This window comes from Sediminispirochaeta bajacaliforniensis DSM 16054 (assembly GCF_000378205.1).
GTDB lineage: Bacteria > Spirochaetota > Spirochaetia > DSM-16054 > Sediminispirochaetaceae > Sediminispirochaeta > Sediminispirochaeta bajacaliforniensis.
Window position 1 is genome coordinate 124323 of sequence record NZ_KB899410.1, and the last position, 20547, is coordinate 144869.

Below are 20547 nucleotides of genomic sequence, written 5' to 3' on the forward strand. Positions count from 1 at the left end.
AAACATCTTCACTCCTTTACCCTCTTTGATTTCAGATGATGACGACTGAGCAACAATTCCAGGGAGGGGATAACCCAAAGGGTCATCAGCGTAGAGGAAATGATACCGCCGATAATGACGATACCCATGGGCTGACGCATCTCTGCACCAGATGCTCCGATACCGAGTGCCATGGGAAGCATTCCGAGAATGATAGCTATGTTACTCATCAGGATAGGCTTGAGCTTCGTCGGACAGGCCTCGATTAGGGCATCATGGGAACTTTTGCCACTCCGTTTAAGCTGGTTGTAATAATCGAGAATAAGGATGGCATTATTAACCACGATACCGATCAGCATGATAACGCCGAGCATGGCGACAAAGTTTAGCACCGCACCAGTCGCGAGACTTGCACCGATGATTCCGATAATAGAAAGGGGAACCGTTGCAAGAATAAACAATGGCTGTACAAAACTTTCAAGAATGGCGGAAAGAAGCATATAGGTCAGAATGATTGCGATAAAAAAGACGGTAACAAGATCGGTGACCGTATCGTTGAGGCTTTCGGATGTTCCAGCTGCCCTGACCGAATATCCGGCAGGAAGGTCGATTGCTCCAACAGCGGCCATAACTTGATTCAGAACAGCTCCCTGAGAATATCCAGGCAGAAGCCCGGCGGAAATCTCTATCGTGCGGACCTTGTCGGTTCTCATGATTTGGTTGTATCCGTTTGAAAAATAAATGTCCGCATAGCGTGAAAGGGGTTTTACCCCGCCTGCGCTTACAACCGGAATGTTTTTCAGATCTTCGATATCGAGGAGCTCCGAGTCTTTGAGCATGACACGCACATCGTATTCTTCCCCGCCTGTTTTGTAGGTAGTGGCAACATAGCCATCTACTGCCATACGGAGGGACATGGCAACGGACTGTACCGTAAGTCCGTCGGCGGCGATACGCTTGCGGTCGGGCTCAAAGATGATTTCCGTCTTTCCTTGTTTCGAACTCAGCATGGTATTCATCGTTCCTGGTACCTGGGTGATTGCCTCTCTCATTCTTTCTGCAAGATCAAGCAGCGTATCGGTATCGCTACCGCGAAGATAGAGATCTATGGGGGAACCGGCGGCATCTACGGAAATTTCGGATATCGGGGAGACCCGGATTTCCGCCCCGGGAATGTCTGCAAGATCCCGTATAGCACGGGCCGCAATTGCCGAGTTACTTGCACTCCGTTCTGATTTCGGGTTAAGGAATACTTCCATCCTTGCCAGGTTTACGTCCTGATCAAGCGATCCCGTACTCCCCAGTGTTGTCAGAAGGGTTTCAACTTCAGGATATTCGGCGAGCCGGTCTTCTATAGCTTTCAACGTTGTCGCGGTGCTCTCCAACTCGCTTCCCTGGGGTAATTCAACGTTGATACCGATTTTACCTCCGTCGGTTGTCGGCATAAGCTCGAAATTAACCCCTGAGCCCTTGGATAGGGCAAACATGAAAAGAGCGATGGTTGCTGCAACGACAAGTGCACTACGAAAACGATTTTTTAGGATCACCCTCAAGGTTGCGGCGTAAAAACGTTCCCAACTCGTAAAAAAGTTTTCCAGGAAGCTACCGATGCGCCCCTCTTTCTTTACCTTTTCCGGCAGCATTCGAGAGGCCATGAGAGGGGTCAGCGTAAAAGAAACGAAGATTGAAAATAATGTGGCAATGACAATGGTGTATGCGAAATTGGACAAGGTTGCTCCCATGGTCCCGGACATATTGGCCAGCGGAACAAATACTGCAATGTTTGTCAGGGTGGAAGCAAAGACCGCCATCATCACTTCCTTGGTCCCACGAGATGCAGACTCAAGGCGATTATGTCCTAGTTCTTTATAGCGAAAAATATTCTCCAGAACCACAACCGAATTGGCAACCAAGGTACCGGTAGCACTGGATAAGCCCATGAGAGAGAGAATATTAAGACTGATTCCCATTGCATTCATGATGAGAAACGTCGATATGATCGAAAAAGGCATGGAAATGGCGACAATTAGCATCGATCGCAGATCGTGGAGAAAGATGAGTAGAACCAAACCGGTGAAGAGTATGCCGAGGTATACATTGCTCAGTGTATCGTTTACCGTATCGCGGACGAAGCTTGCGTCTTCCTTGACGACCTTGAAAGAAACCCTGCCGCTTGATTCAGCCTCCAGGCTCTTGATCCGTTTCATAACTCCGTCAACGACATCGATCGTGTTTGCCGTCGGGTTTTTTATGATCTGGATGAGTAGCGCATTATCGTTTCGAATATTGTCCTTTTTATCAAAAAGAACGGTTCGCTCCTTCACTTCGGCATGAGAATCGACAACGTCTGCAAGCTGGCGAAGCTTAAATGTTCCTACTCCGGATTCGACATCAAGATCACGGATAGCGTCAAGTTCGTTGAACTCTCCCTTGAAGCGGACAGGGAAATCTTCCTTGTTCATCTTCAAGCTGCCACCGGGGAGTTCCACATTTGCAGCAGCAAGCATCGATACAATTTGCGTCAGGGGTATCGAACGGGAAAAGGTCGCTGTCCGATCAAGCTCGACGTGTATTTCACGTTCTTGTCCACCGGATACTTCTACACTACCAACCCCGCTTACCTGTGCCAAACCGGAAGAACCCGTGGTGCTGGCGTAGGTATAGAGCTCTGTCGGCGTCATATCTCCTTCAAGAACGATATTCATAACCGGCATCGAAGACGCAATATCGACCTTTGAGATAGCCGGACGTTCTGCATCGTCGGGAAGCTCAGAAATAATGACTTCCACCTTGTCTTTTACTTCCTGGAGAGCAAGATTTTCGTCCTTGCCATAGGTAAATTCAACGGTCACAAGGGACACGCTGTCCATCGAATAGGAGGTAATCGATTCCAGATTGGCAATAGCAGAAATCTGGTCTTCGATACGTTCGGTAATCTGAGACTCAATAACCTGGGGGCTGGCCCCTGGGTACACCGTCTGGATCGTGACATACGGAGCCTTGATATCGGGAAAAAGGCTAACGGAAATACGCAGGTATGCAAGGATCCCAAATACTATGAAGGCCGCAATTAACGTAATGGTAAGAACCGGCCGTTTTATGGAAATATCAACAATATGCATGTGTTTCCCCTAATCAGAAAGGCTCGGAACAACTAAAACCTTGTCACCCGAGCTCAGGCCGTCTCTTACTTCCGAAATCATGGCATCACCCGGTAAGAGTCCTGAAACGACTTCGATTTCCAGTCCGTTCTCCTTACCTGTCTCTACCGGCTGGAGTTCGGCCTGACCATCCTGTACAATAAAGACTCCCCATCCGCCATTGATTCTTACCAGATCGGTTCGTGAGACGACGACAGCTTCTTCATTGCGGTAGGTCTCTAAAGCGACATCACTGCTCATCCCGCTTACCAGGCCTGTCACGACACCGGGGAAATTCACCACAACGGGGAAAGCCTGCCTGCTGCTATCCATGATGAGGGGAACCTGGGTCACACTGCCTTCTATGGTCGATGCTCCCTCTTGGATACGAGCCCGGGTGCCTACATGAATATCAGACACTTCGTCTCTAGTGGCGTAAAGCCGAGCCTCAAAGCCGTCGGAAGCTGTAACGGTAAAAAGTGCCGTCCCCTGGCTAACGTTTTCTGTTTCCCGGACATCAATGCTCGATATATAGCCGCTTATCGGAGCCTTTACATCCACCATATCGGCTGCGGATTTGTATGCGGCACGTGCAACCTCGTATTGGGTTCGTACGTTATCGAATTCCTGTTTTGACAGTCCTGCGTTTTCAAAGAGAGCGGAACTTCGCTTATACGTTGTCTCGGCATTCTTAAAATTGGCCTCGGCCTGCAAAAACGAAGCATTATCCCGGGAAAAAGAAAGGACGATCTGATCACGGCTAACATGATCTCCGACTTCAAACTTGATCTCTCTTACGACATCGTTCAGCAGAGAGTAGGCCGTTGACTCGGACAGCGCCCGAAGGGTCGTCGGATATTTGCGATATACCGAAAACACCTCAGGTTCGATCGTTCGTATTATGACGGGAATCCCGTTCTGCTTCTGTATACTTTCCATGCTTTCCTGAGTTTCGGTTGCATCATCTTTTCCCGTGCACGAGCTAAAGAAAACAACGAGTGAAAGCAAAAGTGCTGTTATTTTTAATGTAGAAATGTTCATAGGCTTCTCCTTATCTAATGTCTTTGCACGTTACATCGAAAATCCGAGCGAAAAACTCATTACAGGGGTTTCCGTCCTGATGTTGTATGCGAAACACATACCTATAGCTGGAATAGCAACCTTGTTCAAATGAAGATTAAATGAATAGCCGGGGCCGTGATAATATTCTGATTGAGAGCTTCCTTTCAGGCCTGCCTCAAGAAAACCAAACTCATAAAGGAAATCCGTTTCAAGGGTACCCCACGCAGCCTTTATAACAGGTATACTGTATGCACCATAACCGGCTGCATATTTCGAAGCATACACATCCTTCGGCAGTATTTGATACCCTCTCCCTTTTTCCGATAAATTATCCATCACTTGCAACGAACGATCACTATATTCACCAGATAAACCTAATTGGAATTTATTATCGTCTAAGAGAGTGGTTGACCAGTTCGTATGCATTGTTATCGAATCATATTCTTCGGAACCGACAATGGAAAAACCGTGATGGTAGGCAATAGAAACAGAGATTCCTGTGGGGCTACTGCCGCCATGCTTCATGTTGTGAAAGGTAATACTTACCCCTGGAGCTATCATGAAAAGTTCGTCTTCCACTCCAGGAATATCATCAAAATTAGCGGCATGGTAGTATGCTGTTGTCACATCAATAGTCGGTATAAACCATTGGTTCCTTCTGTAAGAGAGCGAGATGCCGCCGCTTGCTTCTATGCTGTCGTAGTCTGCAAACGAGTCGTCATCCACATAGGTAAACTCTTTATTATCGTTGGTTGAAACAAAACCTGATAAAGCTACAAGAAGAGTTCTGTTAAAATAATGTGGATCGATGAAATTAGCAAATGCCGTTTTCTCTGTTTCAGAAAATAAGCCGCCTGCCACAAAATTCTTCGCTTTGCCAAAGAGATTTGAATCAAAAAGCATCCCTCCCACGACCATTGAAGAGTCGGAAAAGTAAAGGAAAGGTATAGGCACAAGTGTCAATTTTTCCGAAACTATGATGACTAATTCATATTCGGTATTGGTTATGTGGTTAATTGAAACTGAAACTTCACTGAATAAACCGCTCCCCATGAGTTTTTGCTCTATTCCTTTGGTATTGATCGTATCGATTGTTTGTCCGATGCCGATTCCGGTAATATCCTTTATCGTTTCTTCTTTTGTTCTCTTCAGCCCTTTATACGTTACCTTTACAATGGTATCCGATTCTGTTGCTGCCTGAATTTCATTGACATTTTCGAGTGGCCAGAGGCTGCCGGAAGAAAAAAAACCGAGGAGAAGAATGAGGCATAGTCTCCTGGTTTGTATAGTTTTATGTAATGCTTTAGGCTCATAGAGCGGTTTCATAATGACTCCCCAATAAAATCTTCCTTAATATAAGGGGAGGAGAAAATGCTTTCCCATATAAATCGTTTAAATCTCTTATGAACATTTGTTATATTTTGTTGTTATTGTATTTTATTAGCGATTATACTTTTCTGCATGAAGCAGACTGTTATGACAATAGAAGATAACAATGAGATGGCGGCTCTCATTAGCATCTTTTTAAGAAATGAAGGCTTTCATACTCTTGACTTCGGAACAGCTGAAGAGGGATTGGATTATCTTAAAAAAAATAGCGTTGATATAATCCTCGTAGATATAAACTTACCGGGAATGGATGGTTTCATGTTCATCAGCCATGCAAGAAAATTGACAAGTGTCCCGATACTGATTATCACGGCAAGGAGAAGCGACACCGATGCTGTTGCAGGCTTGGGCTTTGGAGCGGATGATTTCATCACAAAACCATTTTCCTCCGAAGTTTTGGTTGCCAGAATTCGGGCATTCTTGCGACGTGCCAAAGGGCTGGAAACTAACAACGAAACGATAATTGCGTTTGGCCCTTTTGAATTTTTTCCTGACGATTTTGTTCTCAAAAAGGACGGCAATCCTATCCCTTTGTCAAATCTGGAATGTAGACTTCTTGCTTATCTTATAAACAGGGCTGGTAAATACGCAAAGCCTGAAGTTATTCATAAGGATGTATGGAAAAACGAATTTGGAGACTTGACGGTCGTGGCCGTATACATTCAAAGACTCAGAAGGAAGATAGAAGAAGATCCATCTTCACCCATCTATCTAAAAACCTCCTTTGGGAGAGGATATGGCTTTTGTTTTCCTGACGCTGAAACGAGTTAAAAGATGACAATTAAAACCCAATATCAGATTATGTTGTCAAGCACAGTTCTTATAACCATTCTCATCACATTAATGTTTATTCTTATGAAAGGATATTCAGAAAAACAATTTGAAAACAGAAGTGAAGAGACTTTGCGCGAATATCAGAAAGCCATGAACGAAGGTCGGCTGGATCAGTTTAAAGTCGATGAAACCTTTATGGAAGATATTGGGATTAATACTGTGGTGATCAATGATGCAGGCACGATTATTTTTTCGACGATTCCATCGCTTGTTCAGGATGATGATTTCTTTACAAGTATTAAACCCTTTCTCTTAAAAGATAGCCCGGGGTTTCGCTATTCAATTGGAATAATATCACACTATATGAGAGACTTTGATGACGACTTTTTATTTTTTATCCGGCAACGAGAAAAACAAGACATACTATCTTTCCTCGGGAGCGCTAAATATTATGTTCTATCCGCCTTCTTTGTATTATTACTTTTCATCATTATTATTTATTCCTCCATCATTCGTTCCATCGTAATGTCCATCGTCAAACTTGACAATGAGACAAGGAATATCTCTCCTTTCCGTCTGGACAAGAAAATCACTGTTACAGGAAGTGAGGAGATTCAGTCGCTTGCCCATTCCTTTAATCTTATGCGTTCCTCGATAAGAACCGCAAATGTTCGGCGTTCGCAATTTATAATGGGCCTGTCGCATGATTTTAAAACTCCTTTAGCTCTCATAAAAGGCTATGCGGAAGTTATGAAAAGCGGTCAACACGGTATTACTACCGGAGAAAAAGATTATATCGAAATAATTACTTCGAAGGTTGATCAGTTAGAAGGAATGATGGACGATTTATTGGACTTTATCTCCATTGATACCGATGCACGGAATTTCAGTTTCAGCAAAGTGAATTTGACGAAGTGGTTATCCGATTTTATCAGCCGATCGAAATCCGATGCACAATTATTGGGGAAGACAATAACGGAGGATATACATATCGAAGAAAAGAGAGTGCTGTCTATGAATGAGAAACTTGTGGAACGGGCATTAGACAATATTGTGCACAATGCTTTGCGATATACGGGAAAAAATGGCGTAGTAAAAATTATTGCCTATGAAGCGTCGAAGGATATCTGTATTGCCATAGCCGACAACGGCCCCGGGATATCAGAGGAAGATATTCCTTTCATTTTTGATTCTTTTTATCGTGGCTCACCATCAAGGCGGACACAAGGTATGGGCTTGGGGCTTGCTGTAGTTAAAAGCATTATTGATTTACATGGCTGGTCTATAAGCATCGATTCGAAAGTTGGGCATGGTACGACTTTTCAAATCACGATCCCACATTGATTATGAAGCATTGTAATAACTGCCGGGAAATAGGTAAACAGGCTCTCGGGTATTGTATATGGATGGAAAAGGATACAGGTATGTACTTTTGCTCACTTTTTTCTGTCCTTGGACGTATCGTCCTCTTGGTTTTTCTACTCTTAGCTCCCCATGCAAAGATCAACGCTGAAGAAGCAAGGACAGACGATGAACCGCGCATAGCATTAGTGCTCCAAGGCGGCGGAGCTCTTGGAATCGCTCACATCGGTGTCATCAAGATTATAGAAGAACTGGGAATTCCCATCGATATTGTGGTTGGGACAAGTATGGGATCCATAATCGGCGGGCTCTATTCTATAGGATATACCTCAGCAGATCTTGAGTCCCTTGTCCATGATACAAATTGGTTGAATCTCTTTTTTGACAATGCATATGCTTTCAACGAACCTATATGGGAACGAATGGATAAATCCAGATACTTTTCTTCTTTTATTTTTGACCGAAACGGAATAAAACTTCCCAACAGCCTGTTATCCGATCATAAAATTCTGTCATATTTCGACATCCTGACACTTTCAGAACCGACGCCAAGTAATTTTGATTCCCTTCCCCGGCAATTCAGGGCCGTCGCCGCAGATGTTGCGACCGGAGAACGGGTCGTTTTGAGTAGTGGTTCCCTTCCCGATGCAATGCGAGCGAGTATGGGAATTCCAGGTATCTTTGCTCCCTATTATGTGGATGGGCGTTATCTGATCGATGGCGGTATCGTTGATAATCTGCCGATCGATGTTGCCAAGGAACTGGGCGCCGATTTTATTATTGCAATCCAATTATCAGGAACCTCTCAATTCTCTGCTGAAGATATCAATCGTTCTCCCTTTACCGCTGTATCAAGTTCCATCGATATTCTGATCTACCAGAATATTCGACATCAGCTTGATGCAGCGGATTATGTTCTCAATATCGATCTCGATGGCTATCAGGCCGGGGACTTTCTTAAGAGTGAAGAAATTCTCACCATCGGGGAAGAAACCGCGAGATCTCATCTATCGGATTTCTTAGGTGTTAAACAGAGAATACTTGAGATAGGCAAGAAAGAAGAGAAAGGCATAGTAGAAAAACCATCTCTTCCACCTGTGGATTTGATAACCGTTAAGGGAGGCGACGAAGGTACTCGTGTGAAAGTACATGACCAACTTCGCGATTTGGTGGACCAAAACCTTGAAACTCGATCATTACTGAATTTTCTTTCCGATCTCAATAATAGGGGAAATTATCAGTCGCTTCGCCTGTCCCGTTTCATTCAGGAGGATGGGAGATCTGCCCTGAACCTTGCACTGGGGGAACAGGAAAAAAAAGAAAATCAAATCATGATAGGCTACTCCTCCGCATCAACCTACAGCGATTCAATAAACAGCAAAGACATAATTTCAGCCGCCTTTGTATTCAGGGGGCTCTTTACATCAAATTCAAAATTTACCGTTGGTTTCGACATGAATGCCCAGCCAGGACTTGCCGTATCGTTTTTGCAGCCCCTTGGCAAGGATTTCTATTTGAACCTTGCATATTCGGCAAGTACGGAAAACAATATATATCTCTTGAATAGCCTGGACCAATACTCTTTTCAGTTTAGGAGATCCAGCTCTCGGTTAGAGATTGGTTTTGCCCCTTCGCCGTATTATGACTTCATTGTCGGTTACCGGCATGACACAACCGATATCGAAGAAGACTCCGAGATGACGACGGTGCCTATGCTGACTGGTGAGTTTAGCATTCTAACCTTGGATTCTTTTATCTTCCCACAAAGCGGGATATATTTTAACTCAATATTCAACTACGTGATCCCCAACATTGAAGAATCGCGCGAAATTAAAATTTTCGAAACCTCCGGAGCTGTGGTTATTCCATGTTTCATTGATCCCGTATCATTTGAGCTGGAATGGCAAGGCGGAACTGATTTTTCTATAGATGTCGATGATACGGCAGCCGCACCGTCAGGGTTCAAGCCAAGTCTCCGCAACCGAAGGATGTTTCCGGGGGAGATGTATACAGCCGAGCGTACTGGAAGTTATGTAGCGGGCATCAGCCTGATGGGAAAATATCATATTAATTGGAGAAGCAAGGATTTGGGTGTACCGATTTTTGCCTTGCTTCATGGGGCAATGGGTTACACATTCCAAAAGCGTGATGATATTCGCCATGCCGAGGAGTATCGGTACTGGAATGCAGATTGGGGAATGGGAATACGTTTGAACGATGCATTCGGCATCATGTTGAGAGTTGGTATGTCGGGAGGATTTGTGGATGACGCAACCAAGGGTTTTGTTGCTGTGGATATAGGCTCTTTTGGGGTACGATAGGCGTGAATAGTGTTCCGAATCCTGGTGATATATGCAATTCCTTGTTCCTTACGATAATTCGGAACACTATATATATTCATACCAAAAGGGTATTGATGTTGCCCCAAAAAACGGGCAGCTCTTCCGCTAAAAACTGATACCGCCTACAAGCCTTGTCCCGGTGTTGATCCAGTCGTCACCGCCGAACAGGAGGACCTGCTGCACCTCTGCGAAGAGGCTGAGAACCGGGTGAACGGCAATCTGGGCCCGTGCTCCTGCATAGGGGCCAAGATAAAAGGAAGAGTCTCCATCGTAGAAGTGAAAAACCGGCATGAGCCCTGTTATCAGCGAAAACGATACCTTTTTCTTGTCCGGGAAGGGGAAGACAAGTGCCACTCTTATTGGTAAGAGGAAGGCTGGTGTGGTTTTACTATCGTCGTTACTTGTATGAATACCAAAATCGACCCCAAAGGAGCCGTAGAGGGCCTGTTGAATCGGGAACCTGATATCTCCGCCGGTTACGAGAAATGGATCGTCCCAGAGGAAAAAATCGGTACCTATATGGGCGGAAAAGACGGGAAGTCTGTAGTCTCCTTCACTGCTTCCCTTTTGTGTTTGACCGAAAAGTAGTTGTGTGTGTACGCATAATCCCGCCAGAATAATGCACAGGATTGTCCTCTTTATTTTCTTTTTGCTGTCCATGATGTAAACGTAGCACTATGAGCGGTTTCAGACAAGCGTCGTTCCTGCATCGATAATGGTACGTCTCAGCCGCTCAGCCAGGCCCCTGCTCTCCTCCTGCGAAAGGCTCTTCGTATCAATTGGAGGGTTAATGGTGATGGTTACTCGTGAGGGGGTGATCCACCCCTTAGCCTCGAACATATCGGCGGTTCCTTCGATGGTGAGGGGAACGATAATGGCACCCGACCTGGTTGCCAGCTTGAGACTGCCTGCCTTGAAGGGGCCGACCTTTTCGCTTTTGCTGCGGGTACCTTCGGGAAAGATCATGACCGCTTTGCCCTTTTTTATGGAGTCGATGCCCTTCTCTATCGCTCTGACCGAGGAGCGGGGGCTGGAACGATCGAGCTTGATACAACCGAGGGCAAGCATCCAGAGATTGATGAAAGGGACGTTGAAGACCTCTTTTTTTGCGATGAAACCGGTGATGCCGGGAAGAAAACCTATAACCAGGGGAATGTCGAAATAGCTCTGGTGGTTTGCAACAAGGCACAGACTGCCTCTCTGCCGGAGTGCAGGAAAATTCTCCATCCCCTTGACCGTCACCCTTGCACCTGTGGCGAAGATCACAAGCCTGTGGATAAAGGAACCTATCGAAGAAAGCCAAGCAGTCGATGCCCGATGCATGCCCAGAATCCGCAGCAGCAGGGCCGGGAATACCACGAAAATGGCACTGAGTATCAAAATGAGAGTCAGGAAGAGCACATATATAACGGTCCGAATCATGTTATCTCCTAATGATAAAGCTTAACAAGGGTCTTGAGAGCCTCGTTCCAGCGTCTTCGTTTTTCCCTCCGCTGGTTATGGTCGAAATGAGGATGAAAGTGATCATAACTCATCCTCATGCTTCCCAGTTCTTCCTCGCTTTTCCACACCCCCGCCCCCAACCCCGCAAGGGCAGCGGTTCCCCGGGCTGTCATATCGGTCTCATCGGGGCGTTCGACTTCATGACCGGAGAGATCGGCGATTGCCTGGAGAAGGACGTTGCTCCTGCTCACTCCGCCGTCTACCTTGATCCGGCGAATCGACATACCGGTATCCTTTTCGATTCCTTCGAGAATATCGACAACCCTGTGTGCGATTCCCTCTAGTACGGCCCTTGCAACATGACGGCGGTGTGTCGACAAGGAGAGCCCGAAGATGGTCCCCCGTGCCTTCGGATTAAAGTAGGGAAACCGAATGCCTGCAGCGGTGGGCACAAAGATAACCCCTTCGGTATCATCACACTGGGAGGCATAATCGTTGAGCACCGCGGGTGTGTCGGAGAGCCCTATCCCGTTTCCCAGCCAGTCGATCAACCTTCCCGCCGTCGCTACCGATCCTTCGAGCATATATACCGGTTTTCCCCTTAGGGTCCAGGCGATCAGGGGAAAAAGCCCTCTGCGGGATACCTTGCCCTGCCTGCCTACGTTGATATCCACGAAGCTGCCGCTTCCCTGGCTGATTTTTACATCGCCGGGGGTGAAGCACCCGTGACCGAAAAGGGCCGCCATTTGATCGCCTATAAGCGCGGTTATGGGAATGGACGCACCGAAGCAGGATGGATCGGTAAGGCCGAATTGGTCCGCCGAGTTTTTGACTTCAGGCAGCATCCTCATAGGAATGGAAAAAAGCTTACAGAAAATGGCGTTCCATTTCATCTCAAAGGGGTTGTAGAGACTGGTCGCCGCAGCGTTGCTGGTATCGGTGGCATGCACCCTGTTTCCGGTAAGACGATAGAGAAACCAGGTTTCGATGGTCCCGAAAAGCAGGTCACCTCGTTTTGCCGCCTGCCTCAGTTCCGGACGCTGTTCAAAAAGCCAGCAGAGCCTCACCAGAACATGGTCGGTAACGAAAGAGAGCATGCCGGTTGCCGTAAGCATTGGGCTTCTGGTAATGAACCCGCCAACGGCAGCGGCAATTTTCATGCCGCTCCAGATGCATGATCGGTTCATTTTGAAGGCCTTATCTCCGGCGCGGACATCCGACCAGCTGATAAAGTTACATTGCGGCTTTCCGCTTTTTTTATCCCAGAGGCAAAAGGTGGCCCGTTGAACGGTAATACCTGCCCCCGCTATCTTTTCGGGAGGGATCGCAGCCTTGCTAAGGGCCTCCCGCCCGGCAGCCAGCAGGGCCTGGAAAAGTTCCTCGGGATCGTGCTCGACAGCACCTTGCTCACTCCGTATCTCGCTGGTTGTTCGGAAGGCTCTGGCAAGCTCATCCCCATTTTCTTTATAGATAATTGCCCGTATCGTCGTTCCTCCTGCGTCGAAAGCAAGAAGAAATCGTTGTTCGCTATCCATCTTCGTATTATACCCGAAAACGATGGATTCGCCAGGAGCGCTTTCGGGCGATCCTTCTGAGGGCCCTGTCCGGATTGACGACCTGGGGGTCCTTTACCTTGTCCAGTAAAGGGAGATCGTACATGCTGTCGCTGTAGAAGGAGCAGATACCGACCGGTATCTCAAGTTCCCGGAGCAAGCGGTCCACCTTGTGAAGTTTTCCTTTGCCGAAGGCCGGTCCTTCGATAAAATCACCGGTGCAGAGACCGGATTCATCGGCCTGGAGCCTTGTCGCCACGAAATGATCGGCCTTCGTGGCCTCGACGATGGGAGCAATCAGTATGTCGAGGCTGCTGGATGCAAGGATAATAATCCTACCCTTATTGCGTTCTTCCTCGATTCTTTGAAGTGCCTGTGAGAAGATCCGGGCCTGTATGAGTTGCCGATAACGTCCTCGAGCTATATGTTCAAGTTTTTCGATAGCCATACCGCGAATCGGAAGCATTTTTTTCCCAATATCCTGAAAGGAAAAGATCCCGAAACGATATTTCACTATTTCAATTGGGACCCGGAATACAAGCGAAAGGGGAATGATTCCTGCCTTGAATGCCTCAAGGAGGAATGCGGCACCGGTGGAGCCGCGAAGAAGGGTATGGTCGACATCAAAGATAGCCGCTTCCTTTTGCCGCTCACTCACTGGCGGGAACCTCCCTGAGCCAATGAAAGCCGTCGCGGCGGCATTGCGTAACCGCTTCGGCGTAATAGCCGTGGTAGTGCTCCGGCATCATCATAGCGAGGCTGGCCATGAGTTCGTTAAGTGCTGCCTTCCGTTTGCTTCCCGTCACGGTCTGTCCGTGAAAATCGACCTTGATCGGTACACCGACCTTGAAGGTCACATCCGTTCTTCGAAGATGTTTCCAGTTATCCCAAAAGGCTTCGCCTCCAAAATGGGCCACAGGAAGAATCGGACTTTTGTTCCTGACCGCCAGAGAGATAACTCCCGCATGGGCCTCTTGAAGCACTCCGTCGCTGCTTCTGGTTCCCTCCGGGGCAAGCATGATGATTCCTCCGTTTTTAAGGTGCTCGCTTGCCTGTTTTAATGCCGACAGATCCACTCCCGATCGATCGATTGGAATTGCCTCCCATATTCGCGCAAGAAATCCTAAGAAAGGGGTATCCCAGGTCTCTTTTTTGACGAGCCCAAGGGCCGGGCGGGGAGTGGTATAGAGATGCATGAGCGGAACTTCAAGAAAATTAATATGGTTTACCATGATGATAAGGGGACCGGCCGAGGGCACCATATCCAGCTGGCTTGCATCGATCCTGCATAATCCTCGAAGAATCGTCTTAAGAACAGGGTCTACAATTCGAGCCGCTTTTGTCACCGATGCTCTCCTAAGCAGGAAGGGGGAGCAAAGATGGAAAGGGCCCCGGGAAAGAGCTTAATTTCCAAATGACGGCCGTCGGTGCAGATCGTTTCGCCGTCGGCATGACATACAAGTCCTCCCTCCTGTGCCGTGATGGAAAATGCCGCTGAACGTTCGGTCGTGATCGCCCTGTGGCCGGCTTGCGTCCCTTTGATGTATCTGATAATCAAACCTGCCATTTCGAGTCGTGTCAGCGCTTTGCTGGTCATGCAAAGATCCAGAAGCCCATCATCGCTCATGCCGTCCGGCGCCATAAAAAAGGTCCCGCCCATTCGTTTCCCATTGAGAATACTTATCTGGTTCGCCTGCGTCTGGATTTCTTGATCGTTAAAAAGGAGGCGAATCTTCGGAGGAGGGGGGAATCGAAGAAAGGTCTTTACGGCGCCGATTACATACGCGGCAAATCCGTGGACATGCTTTAGCTTGGCCGCTTCCAGTCCGACCATGGTGTCGAACCCAATCCCGATACCGTTTCCGAAGTAGCGCCCCTCGGGATAGAACCCGCCTTCTATGCATCCCACATCGAGGGGGCGGGGGGGAAGCGTCGCAATCATTGTACAGGCCTCGTGAAAATCGGCGGGTACACCGGCACCATAGGAAAAATCGTTTCCCCGTCCGACAGGGAGGACCCCGAAGGCCGGAGGCGTTTCTCCTCGGTCGACGATCCTCATCAGACCGTTTATCACCTCGTTACAGGTCCCATCGCCTCCCGCCGCTATCACGACATCGAAGCCTTCCTCATAGGCGCATTCGGCAAGATATGCCGCGTCCATAACTCCCGCTGTCAGGGAGACGGAAAAGTCAAACCCAAGCCGCTTCAAGGCCTTTTCCACCTCCGGCTCAAGAGTAAGGGCCCGGCCCTTGCCTGCAACCGGATTCAGTATGACCTTGTAGCGCATCCACCACCCCCGGCTATTTTTTGAAGAGCTTCCGCTTAATGCGGGAGATGATGCTCTTTTTTTGCTTCTTTTTACCAGCCTCTTTGCTGTTCGACGTCGAAGAAACTACCTTGAAATCCTCTCCGTACTTCTGACGGTACATTTCCAACCGCTTTTCGACCGGGGCCTTTCTGTCCGGATTCTTGTACTGCGGCTTTCTCTCTTTTCTCTCCGACGGGGCTGATGAGGGGCGGCCTGCCGTGGCCGGTTTTCGAGTGTTCGGTCTGCTTTTGGACCCACTATTTTTCTTCGGCTGATTGCTTCGCCGTCCGGCCTCGTTACTGCGTTGCGGAGAGGCTGAATTTCGGCGGGGAGCCGAGGGTTCCTGACCTCGATGGGCATCGCGGCCTCCTGATTCCTTTCTCCTTCCCTTTGTACCCTGCTGGAACGTGCGTCCCTTGCTCCTTGCCCCTGAAGAAGATGCTCTTCTGTATTCGGATCGGAAATCAGTCCCCGCACTTTTGTCCTCGAGAAAGAGTGTATCGTCGGCCCATTCGACAGGGATCTTTTGTTCGAGCAGCTGTTCTATGGGCTCGAGACCATAGACGTAGCGTTCGCAAGCCAGGGTTATGGCCCTTCCGCTTTTTCCCGCCCGTGCGGTCCTTCCAATTCGATGTACATAGCTTTCGGGGTCTTCGGGGATATCGTAGTTGATCACCATTGCAAGGTCGTCCACATGCAGGCCCCTTGCCGCAACGTCCGTTGCCACCAGAAAACGGATTTCACCATGTTTGACACGGTCTATGGTGGAAAGCCGTTTTTTCTGCGGCAGATCACCCATGAGAAATTTGGCGGCATAACCATTTCGCGAGAGACGCTTTGCCACCTCAACGGCAGTCACCTTCATGTTGGTAAAAATGATGGCGTTGGGCGGGTCGTACTTTTTCAGCAACCCCAACATAAGAGAGAATTTCTTTCCCCCTTCCACATGGTAGAGTTCCTGAGTGATCTCCCGAACCGTAATATGCTCGGGTTCGATGGAAACTTCTACCGGCATATTCATATGCTCCCAGGCAACATTAAGCACCTTGGTTCCGAGGGTAGCACTGAAAAGCAGGGTCATCCTCTTCTCCCGGGGGCCCATCATCTTCAGCATACGGCGAATATCGGGGTAGAATCCCATATCAAACAGCCGATCGGCTTCATCGATCACGACGGTTCCGATGGTGGTAAAATCAATCTTCCTGTTTTGCCCGAAATCGATAAGCCGTCCGGGGGTCCCGATATAAAGATCGACCCCCTTTTGCAGGGCCTCTTCCTGTTGTTTATAACCGACACCGCCGTAGAAACAGCCGATATTCATACCCATATGGGCTCCGAGAAGTTTTGCCTCATCCTCAATCTGGACGGCAAGTTCCCTGGTGGGGGAGATGATCATCGTACTCCGCCGTTCTTCCGGTTTTGTGGTGCACCACCGCTGAAAAATGGTAACGAGAAAGGCTGCGGTTTTTCCCGATCCTGTTTGCGACTGGACCGTAACGTCTTTTCCCTGAAGTGTCTCTTTCAGGGTTGCTTCCTGTACGGGCATACATGCTTCAAAGCCCGCGTCTTTGATGCCCGCAAGGACATCTTCGTGTAAGTTAAACTCTTCGAATTTCATTGTGCATCACTATACGCTATTTCCTTACTTATTCACAGACCCAGACCCCTATGGCCTCCAAGTGTTTGCTAGCCTGACCGGCCCAGCCACGATTTGCCGCGGGACTTGCCGGGCTTGGATGAAGGACCGAGGCTATCGTTTTACCCATTGCACCTGCTACTCGTATGAAAGCCTTTTCCGCGTATTTACCGATGCCGATCAGATATTCGGCACCGGTAATCTCGATAACCCGCTTCAGGTGAATATCGCACGCCTCCTGCAGCCGATTCCGTTCCTCTTTCGGCAGTTTGTCCGGGGTCTTATTTCTTCCTGAGGGCTCCAAAAAGATAAGCGGGCAGTAGTTTACAATAAGATGATCCCGAAAGAAGTCGTCGGGACCGTTAAATCGTTCTTTCATAAGACCCCAGAGCCTGAGGCCGCTTACCTCACTTCGCCTGCAGTCGAATCCCTCAATCGGCCGTTTGGGATGTTGCTCCCTCGGTTTCTTTATCCTGCCGTCGATGCCGAGCCAGTTTTTAACGGTTTCAACCTCTCCAAAGGGTACTCCGGTCTGGGCCATTCCCCATGGACCCGGATTCATTCCGAGAAAGAGTGTCTTTTTTTTCCCGCCTCCGTAGCGGTCGATATAGGCGGCAAAGGGCTCCCATGCATAGTCGAGGGGATTGTAGATCACCGCCCCAGGGGGACGGCTGAATGCCATACTGTCCACCTGGCGACTAAGCAGTTTAGCCGCCTCCTGTAATGCCTTACTTTCCTGCTTCACAATAATGCTCACTTATTTCAGGGTAAGATTAAAGACCCCGTCCCACTCCTTCGGAGGTGGTGTCTTCATGAATTTCTCCGCACGATCGATAAAAAAGAGGGAAGGACCGTCGCCTGGAATCATCTTTAAAACCCGGGAAAACATGTTTTTAGCCCCTTCCCAGTCCCAGGCCTCGAAAAGGTTCATCCCCCTGTCGAATAGTTCAAGCCCTTCTCCTATGTTGTCGTCGATATGGCTTGTTTCTTCAACCAATTCGTAGAGACGTACCGGGGTGTTGATTCCGACCACCCGTACCCTGTCGAGTTTACGGACGACAAATTCCTCTCTGAATCCCTTTCTCGTTTCTTCGCTGATAAGAATCCATGTACCGTATCTTTTGTTTACCCCTTCGAGTCGCGCGGCAAGGTTTACGGCATTTCCCATGATGGTGTAGTCCATTTTCTGGAGAGTCCCCATATTACCCACAACCATCTCTCCGGTGTTGATGCCGATCCTCGTCATAAGGGGGCCTGGAGCCATCTTCTCATCAAGAAAACGTTTATTCAACTCCTTTTCCACCCGCTTCATCCGTATCGCCGAGTGACAGGCCCTCCACGCATGGTCCTGATAATCAACAGGCGCTCCGAAAAAGGCGATGATGGCGTCTCCTTCGTATTTGTCAATGGTTCCGAACTGTTCCAAAATAATATCGCTCATACCGGTCAGATAGTTGTTGAGCAGGGTTACCAGTTCGGTCGGATCAAGCTGTTCGCTGATCGTGGAAAATCCTCTGATATCGGTGAACATGGCAGTGAGCCGTTTCTTTTCTCCTCCGAGGTTGAGCCGTTCCGGTTCATCAATCAGCTGATTGATTACTTCGTTCGACAGGTAATGACCGAAGGCCGTTCGCAAGAAGCTCTTTTCGCCCTCGGTTTTCAAAAACTTGATAAGGGAAATGGAGAGGAAGGTGATGGAAATCATCAACAAGGGCGTTAGGAGCGGAAGATACCAGCCGAGGCTAAGAAAGAGGATGAGTCCCGCACCGAAGGTTCCGAGTATGAAGGCGATCCCCACGAGAATGGAAGGCAGCGGCGAGAGACGCCTGATGAGAAGGGAAAGCAGCAGGGTGAAAAGCAGTGCTATGGCCACCCCTGCGGACAGAGGCAGCTCCCGAAGGAAATCCTTCTGAAGAATCGTATTGACGACGGCCGCGTGGGTTCCGACGTTCATATATTCCTTCGCAAAGGGATTTACGCCGATATCGGTGGTTGATATTCCGGTGTGACCGATGATGACGAAGGCCCCGGAAAGCTCTTTCGAAAGGCTCTCCCGTATCGCCGATAGCTTTGAAATATCGGTTGCTATTGCGGCAAAGGAGTCCGTAACTTCCGCCTTGATCGCCTCGTATTCCTTTTTCTGCTCTTCGTTCAGCTGGCCGGAGGAAAGGAGCCGATCGATTTCACCTATGATGGCACGCTCTGTGTCTCCGGCTATGAGGGCCGTACATTCCTCAAAGAACTGCTTGCGAACTTCACGATATTCGTCGACCTTTGAGCGGTCTTGTATACCCTCCTTGCCCGCTTCGGCGAGCAGATCTTCCTTCAGCTGTTCCGCATAGCGATAAAGATCCATGGGGGGCGCCTGGCCCTTGTAGAAATCGAGATATCCCGCCTCTTCCATAATCTTCAGATTCGCAACAATCTGCTCTTCCAGCCGGCCGTGTACCACCAGGTTGTTATAGGAGAGATGTCGAAAACTGTCGTCGAAAATTTTCGGCGGCCAATTAATAAGCATCCTTCCCTTGCCATCAAGGGGGATCGTGACACTTTCTTTCTCCCCCTTGAGGGTGATGCTTCCCGGCTTCGCGATGATCTGCGGATTTCCAAGCCGCTTCAGCAGGGGGACAAAGGCGAGCTGACCGAAATACTTCCCATCGTATTCCGCCAGGAGATCGATTCTCCGCCGTACACCATCATTGTCGACCACAACATTGGGAAAACCGGCCCCTGCCGCTTTCGATAGAAGTTTCATAATCGCCGGCTGGACTGAAGGGCCCTGCAAAGAGGGGGTATAGGCTCCTTCTATACGGATGTTTTTCAGGCTCACATGCTCTTTTACATAGTTTTTCAGGTCGTCGCTGACCTTTGCCAGCTCAACCTCGTTGGGCAGCATATTTACCGTTATCCAGCCGTTCCCAAAAAAGTTGAGGGCCTGGCCGAGGTATGCGTCGTTGTCCCGGGAGATGGAACGAACCGCATCCAGCAGCAGTTTCATGACCTGTTGGTTGATGCCCTTCAGATCGGAGATATAGCTCTCGGCCCCATTGAGGGGAATATCGCCGTTGACCAGGGCCGTAAAAAAGGCAGTGACGTTTTCTCCGAGAACCGAGAAGTTTTCCTGAAACAGGGCGGGAATCTTCTGCTCGAGATAGCGGGAGTCGATTCCCAGGGGGCTTTTGTCCACATACTCGATATCGAAAACCGCCGCTTCGGCATCGAATTCGCTGAGAAGGATCAGCCCGTCTGCTACCACACTTCTGCTCCATGGCCAGGTTCCCACCTGGGCAATGGCGAGATCATCGATATCGAGGAGCAAAATCGAATTATCCTCTTTCACAGCTGGTTTGAGATGCATGAAAAGATCGAAAATGCGCCTGTCGCCGTTCTGCATCTGCGGCAGTAACATCACAGATGTTACCAGAGCGGCAACGATAAGCGGAATAAGATAGTAAAGTCGAAAGACGCTATTCTTTCGCATGAATGGACCTCCGAGACAGGGATAATCGGCTCTAAGTATAGACTGATTTTGCTCATTTTGCTTGGAATCAATGCAATA

The 20547-nt window shown here is 48.5% G+C and carries 15 protein-coding genes; 3 read left to right on the forward strand and 12 right to left on the reverse strand.

Features of this window, described 5'->3' with window-relative positions; translation table 11 throughout:
* Positions 1–8 precede the first annotated feature (8 nt).
* From F459_RS0106165 to F459_RS0106175, 3 genes are read right to left on the reverse strand one after another with little or no spacing between them, the layout of a single operon-like run.
* A complete protein-coding gene (locus F459_RS0106165; RefSeq protein ID WP_020611867.1) occupies positions 9–3101 on the reverse strand; it encodes an efflux RND transporter permease subunit in 3093 nt (1030 codons plus the stop codon).
* Between the two features lie 9 nt (positions 3102–3110).
* Entirely contained in the window at positions 3111–4160 is a 1050-nt protein-coding gene (locus tag F459_RS0106170; protein WP_020611868.1) for an efflux RND transporter periplasmic adaptor subunit, read from the reverse strand.
* A gap of 30 nt (positions 4161–4190) precedes the next feature.
* Positions 4191–5507 carry a POTRA domain-containing protein gene (locus F459_RS0106175; protein ID WP_020611869.1) on the reverse strand — a complete coding sequence of 439 codons (1317 nt, stop codon included), beginning with the start codon at positions 5505–5507 and terminating at the stop codon, positions 4191–4193.
* Between the two features lie 135 nt (positions 5508–5642).
* Between F459_RS0106175 and F459_RS0106180 the strand changes: the two genes are divergently transcribed.
* The 3 genes from F459_RS0106180 to F459_RS0106190 all read left to right on the forward strand — a co-directional run bounded on the left by F459_RS0106180 (position 5643) and on the right by F459_RS0106190 (position 10027).
* Entirely contained in the window at positions 5643–6341 is a 699-nt protein-coding gene (locus F459_RS0106180) for a response regulator transcription factor (protein ID WP_026294918.1), read from the forward strand.
* A gap of 3 nt (positions 6342–6344) precedes the next feature.
* Entirely contained in the window at positions 6345–7688 is a 1344-nt protein-coding gene (locus F459_RS0106185; RefSeq protein ID WP_020611871.1) for a HAMP domain-containing sensor histidine kinase, read from the forward strand.
* 62 nt (positions 7689–7750) lie between these two features.
* Positions 7751–10027: a patatin-like phospholipase family protein gene (locus F459_RS0106190; protein WP_245540100.1), complete on the forward strand. Its 2277-nt coding sequence runs from the start codon at positions 7751–7753 to the stop codon at positions 10025–10027.
* Positions 10028–10153: 126 nt separating this feature from the next.
* Here F459_RS0106190 and F459_RS23910 read toward each other — a convergent pair whose 3' ends face one another.
* From F459_RS23910 to F459_RS0106245, 9 genes are read right to left on the reverse strand one after another with little or no spacing between them, the layout of a single operon-like run.
* Positions 10154–10708: a hypothetical protein gene (locus F459_RS23910; protein WP_154651638.1), complete on the reverse strand. Its 555-nt coding sequence runs from the start codon at positions 10706–10708 to the stop codon at positions 10154–10156.
* A gap of 27 nt (positions 10709–10735) precedes the next feature.
* Positions 10736–11470 carry a lysophospholipid acyltransferase family protein gene (locus F459_RS0106210; protein ID WP_020611876.1) on the reverse strand — a complete coding sequence of 245 codons (735 nt, stop codon included), beginning with the start codon at positions 11468–11470 and terminating at the stop codon, positions 10736–10738.
* A gap of 8 nt (positions 11471–11478) precedes the next feature.
* The gene (locus F459_RS0106215; protein ID WP_020611877.1) at positions 11479–13026 is read right to left on the reverse strand and encodes a glycerol kinase 5; all 1548 of its coding nucleotides are present in this window, start codon (positions 13024–13026) and stop codon (positions 11479–11481) included.
* A gap of 7 nt (positions 13027–13033) precedes the next feature.
* Positions 13034–13702: an HAD family hydrolase gene (locus F459_RS0106220; RefSeq protein ID WP_020611878.1), complete on the reverse strand. Its 669-nt coding sequence runs from the start codon at positions 13700–13702 to the stop codon at positions 13034–13036.
* The gene (locus tag F459_RS0106225; protein ID WP_020611879.1) at positions 13695–14390 is read right to left on the reverse strand and encodes a lysophospholipid acyltransferase family protein; all 696 of its coding nucleotides are present in this window, start codon (positions 14388–14390) and stop codon (positions 13695–13697) included. The genes F459_RS0106220 and F459_RS0106225 overlap by 8 nt, the downstream gene beginning before the upstream one ends.
* On the reverse strand, positions 14387–15331 hold the full coding sequence (locus F459_RS0106230) for a diacylglycerol/lipid kinase family protein (protein WP_020611880.1): 945 nt from the start codon (positions 15329–15331) through the stop codon (positions 14387–14389). The genes F459_RS0106225 and F459_RS0106230 overlap by 4 nt, the downstream gene beginning before the upstream one ends.
* A 13-nt stretch (positions 15332–15344) precedes the next feature.
* On the reverse strand, positions 15345–16970 hold the full coding sequence (locus F459_RS0106235; RefSeq protein ID WP_020611881.1) for a DEAD/DEAH box helicase: 1626 nt from the start codon (positions 16968–16970) through the stop codon (positions 15345–15347).
* A gap of 28 nt (positions 16971–16998) precedes the next feature.
* The gene (locus F459_RS0106240; RefSeq protein WP_020611882.1) at positions 16999–17745 is read right to left on the reverse strand and encodes a uracil-DNA glycosylase family protein; all 747 of its coding nucleotides are present in this window, start codon (positions 17743–17745) and stop codon (positions 16999–17001) included.
* Positions 17746–20469, reverse strand: a complete 2724-nt coding sequence (locus F459_RS0106245; protein ID WP_020611883.1) for a CHASE2 domain-containing protein — start codon at positions 20467–20469, stop codon at positions 17746–17748.
* Positions 20470–20547: the final 78 nt, after the last annotated feature.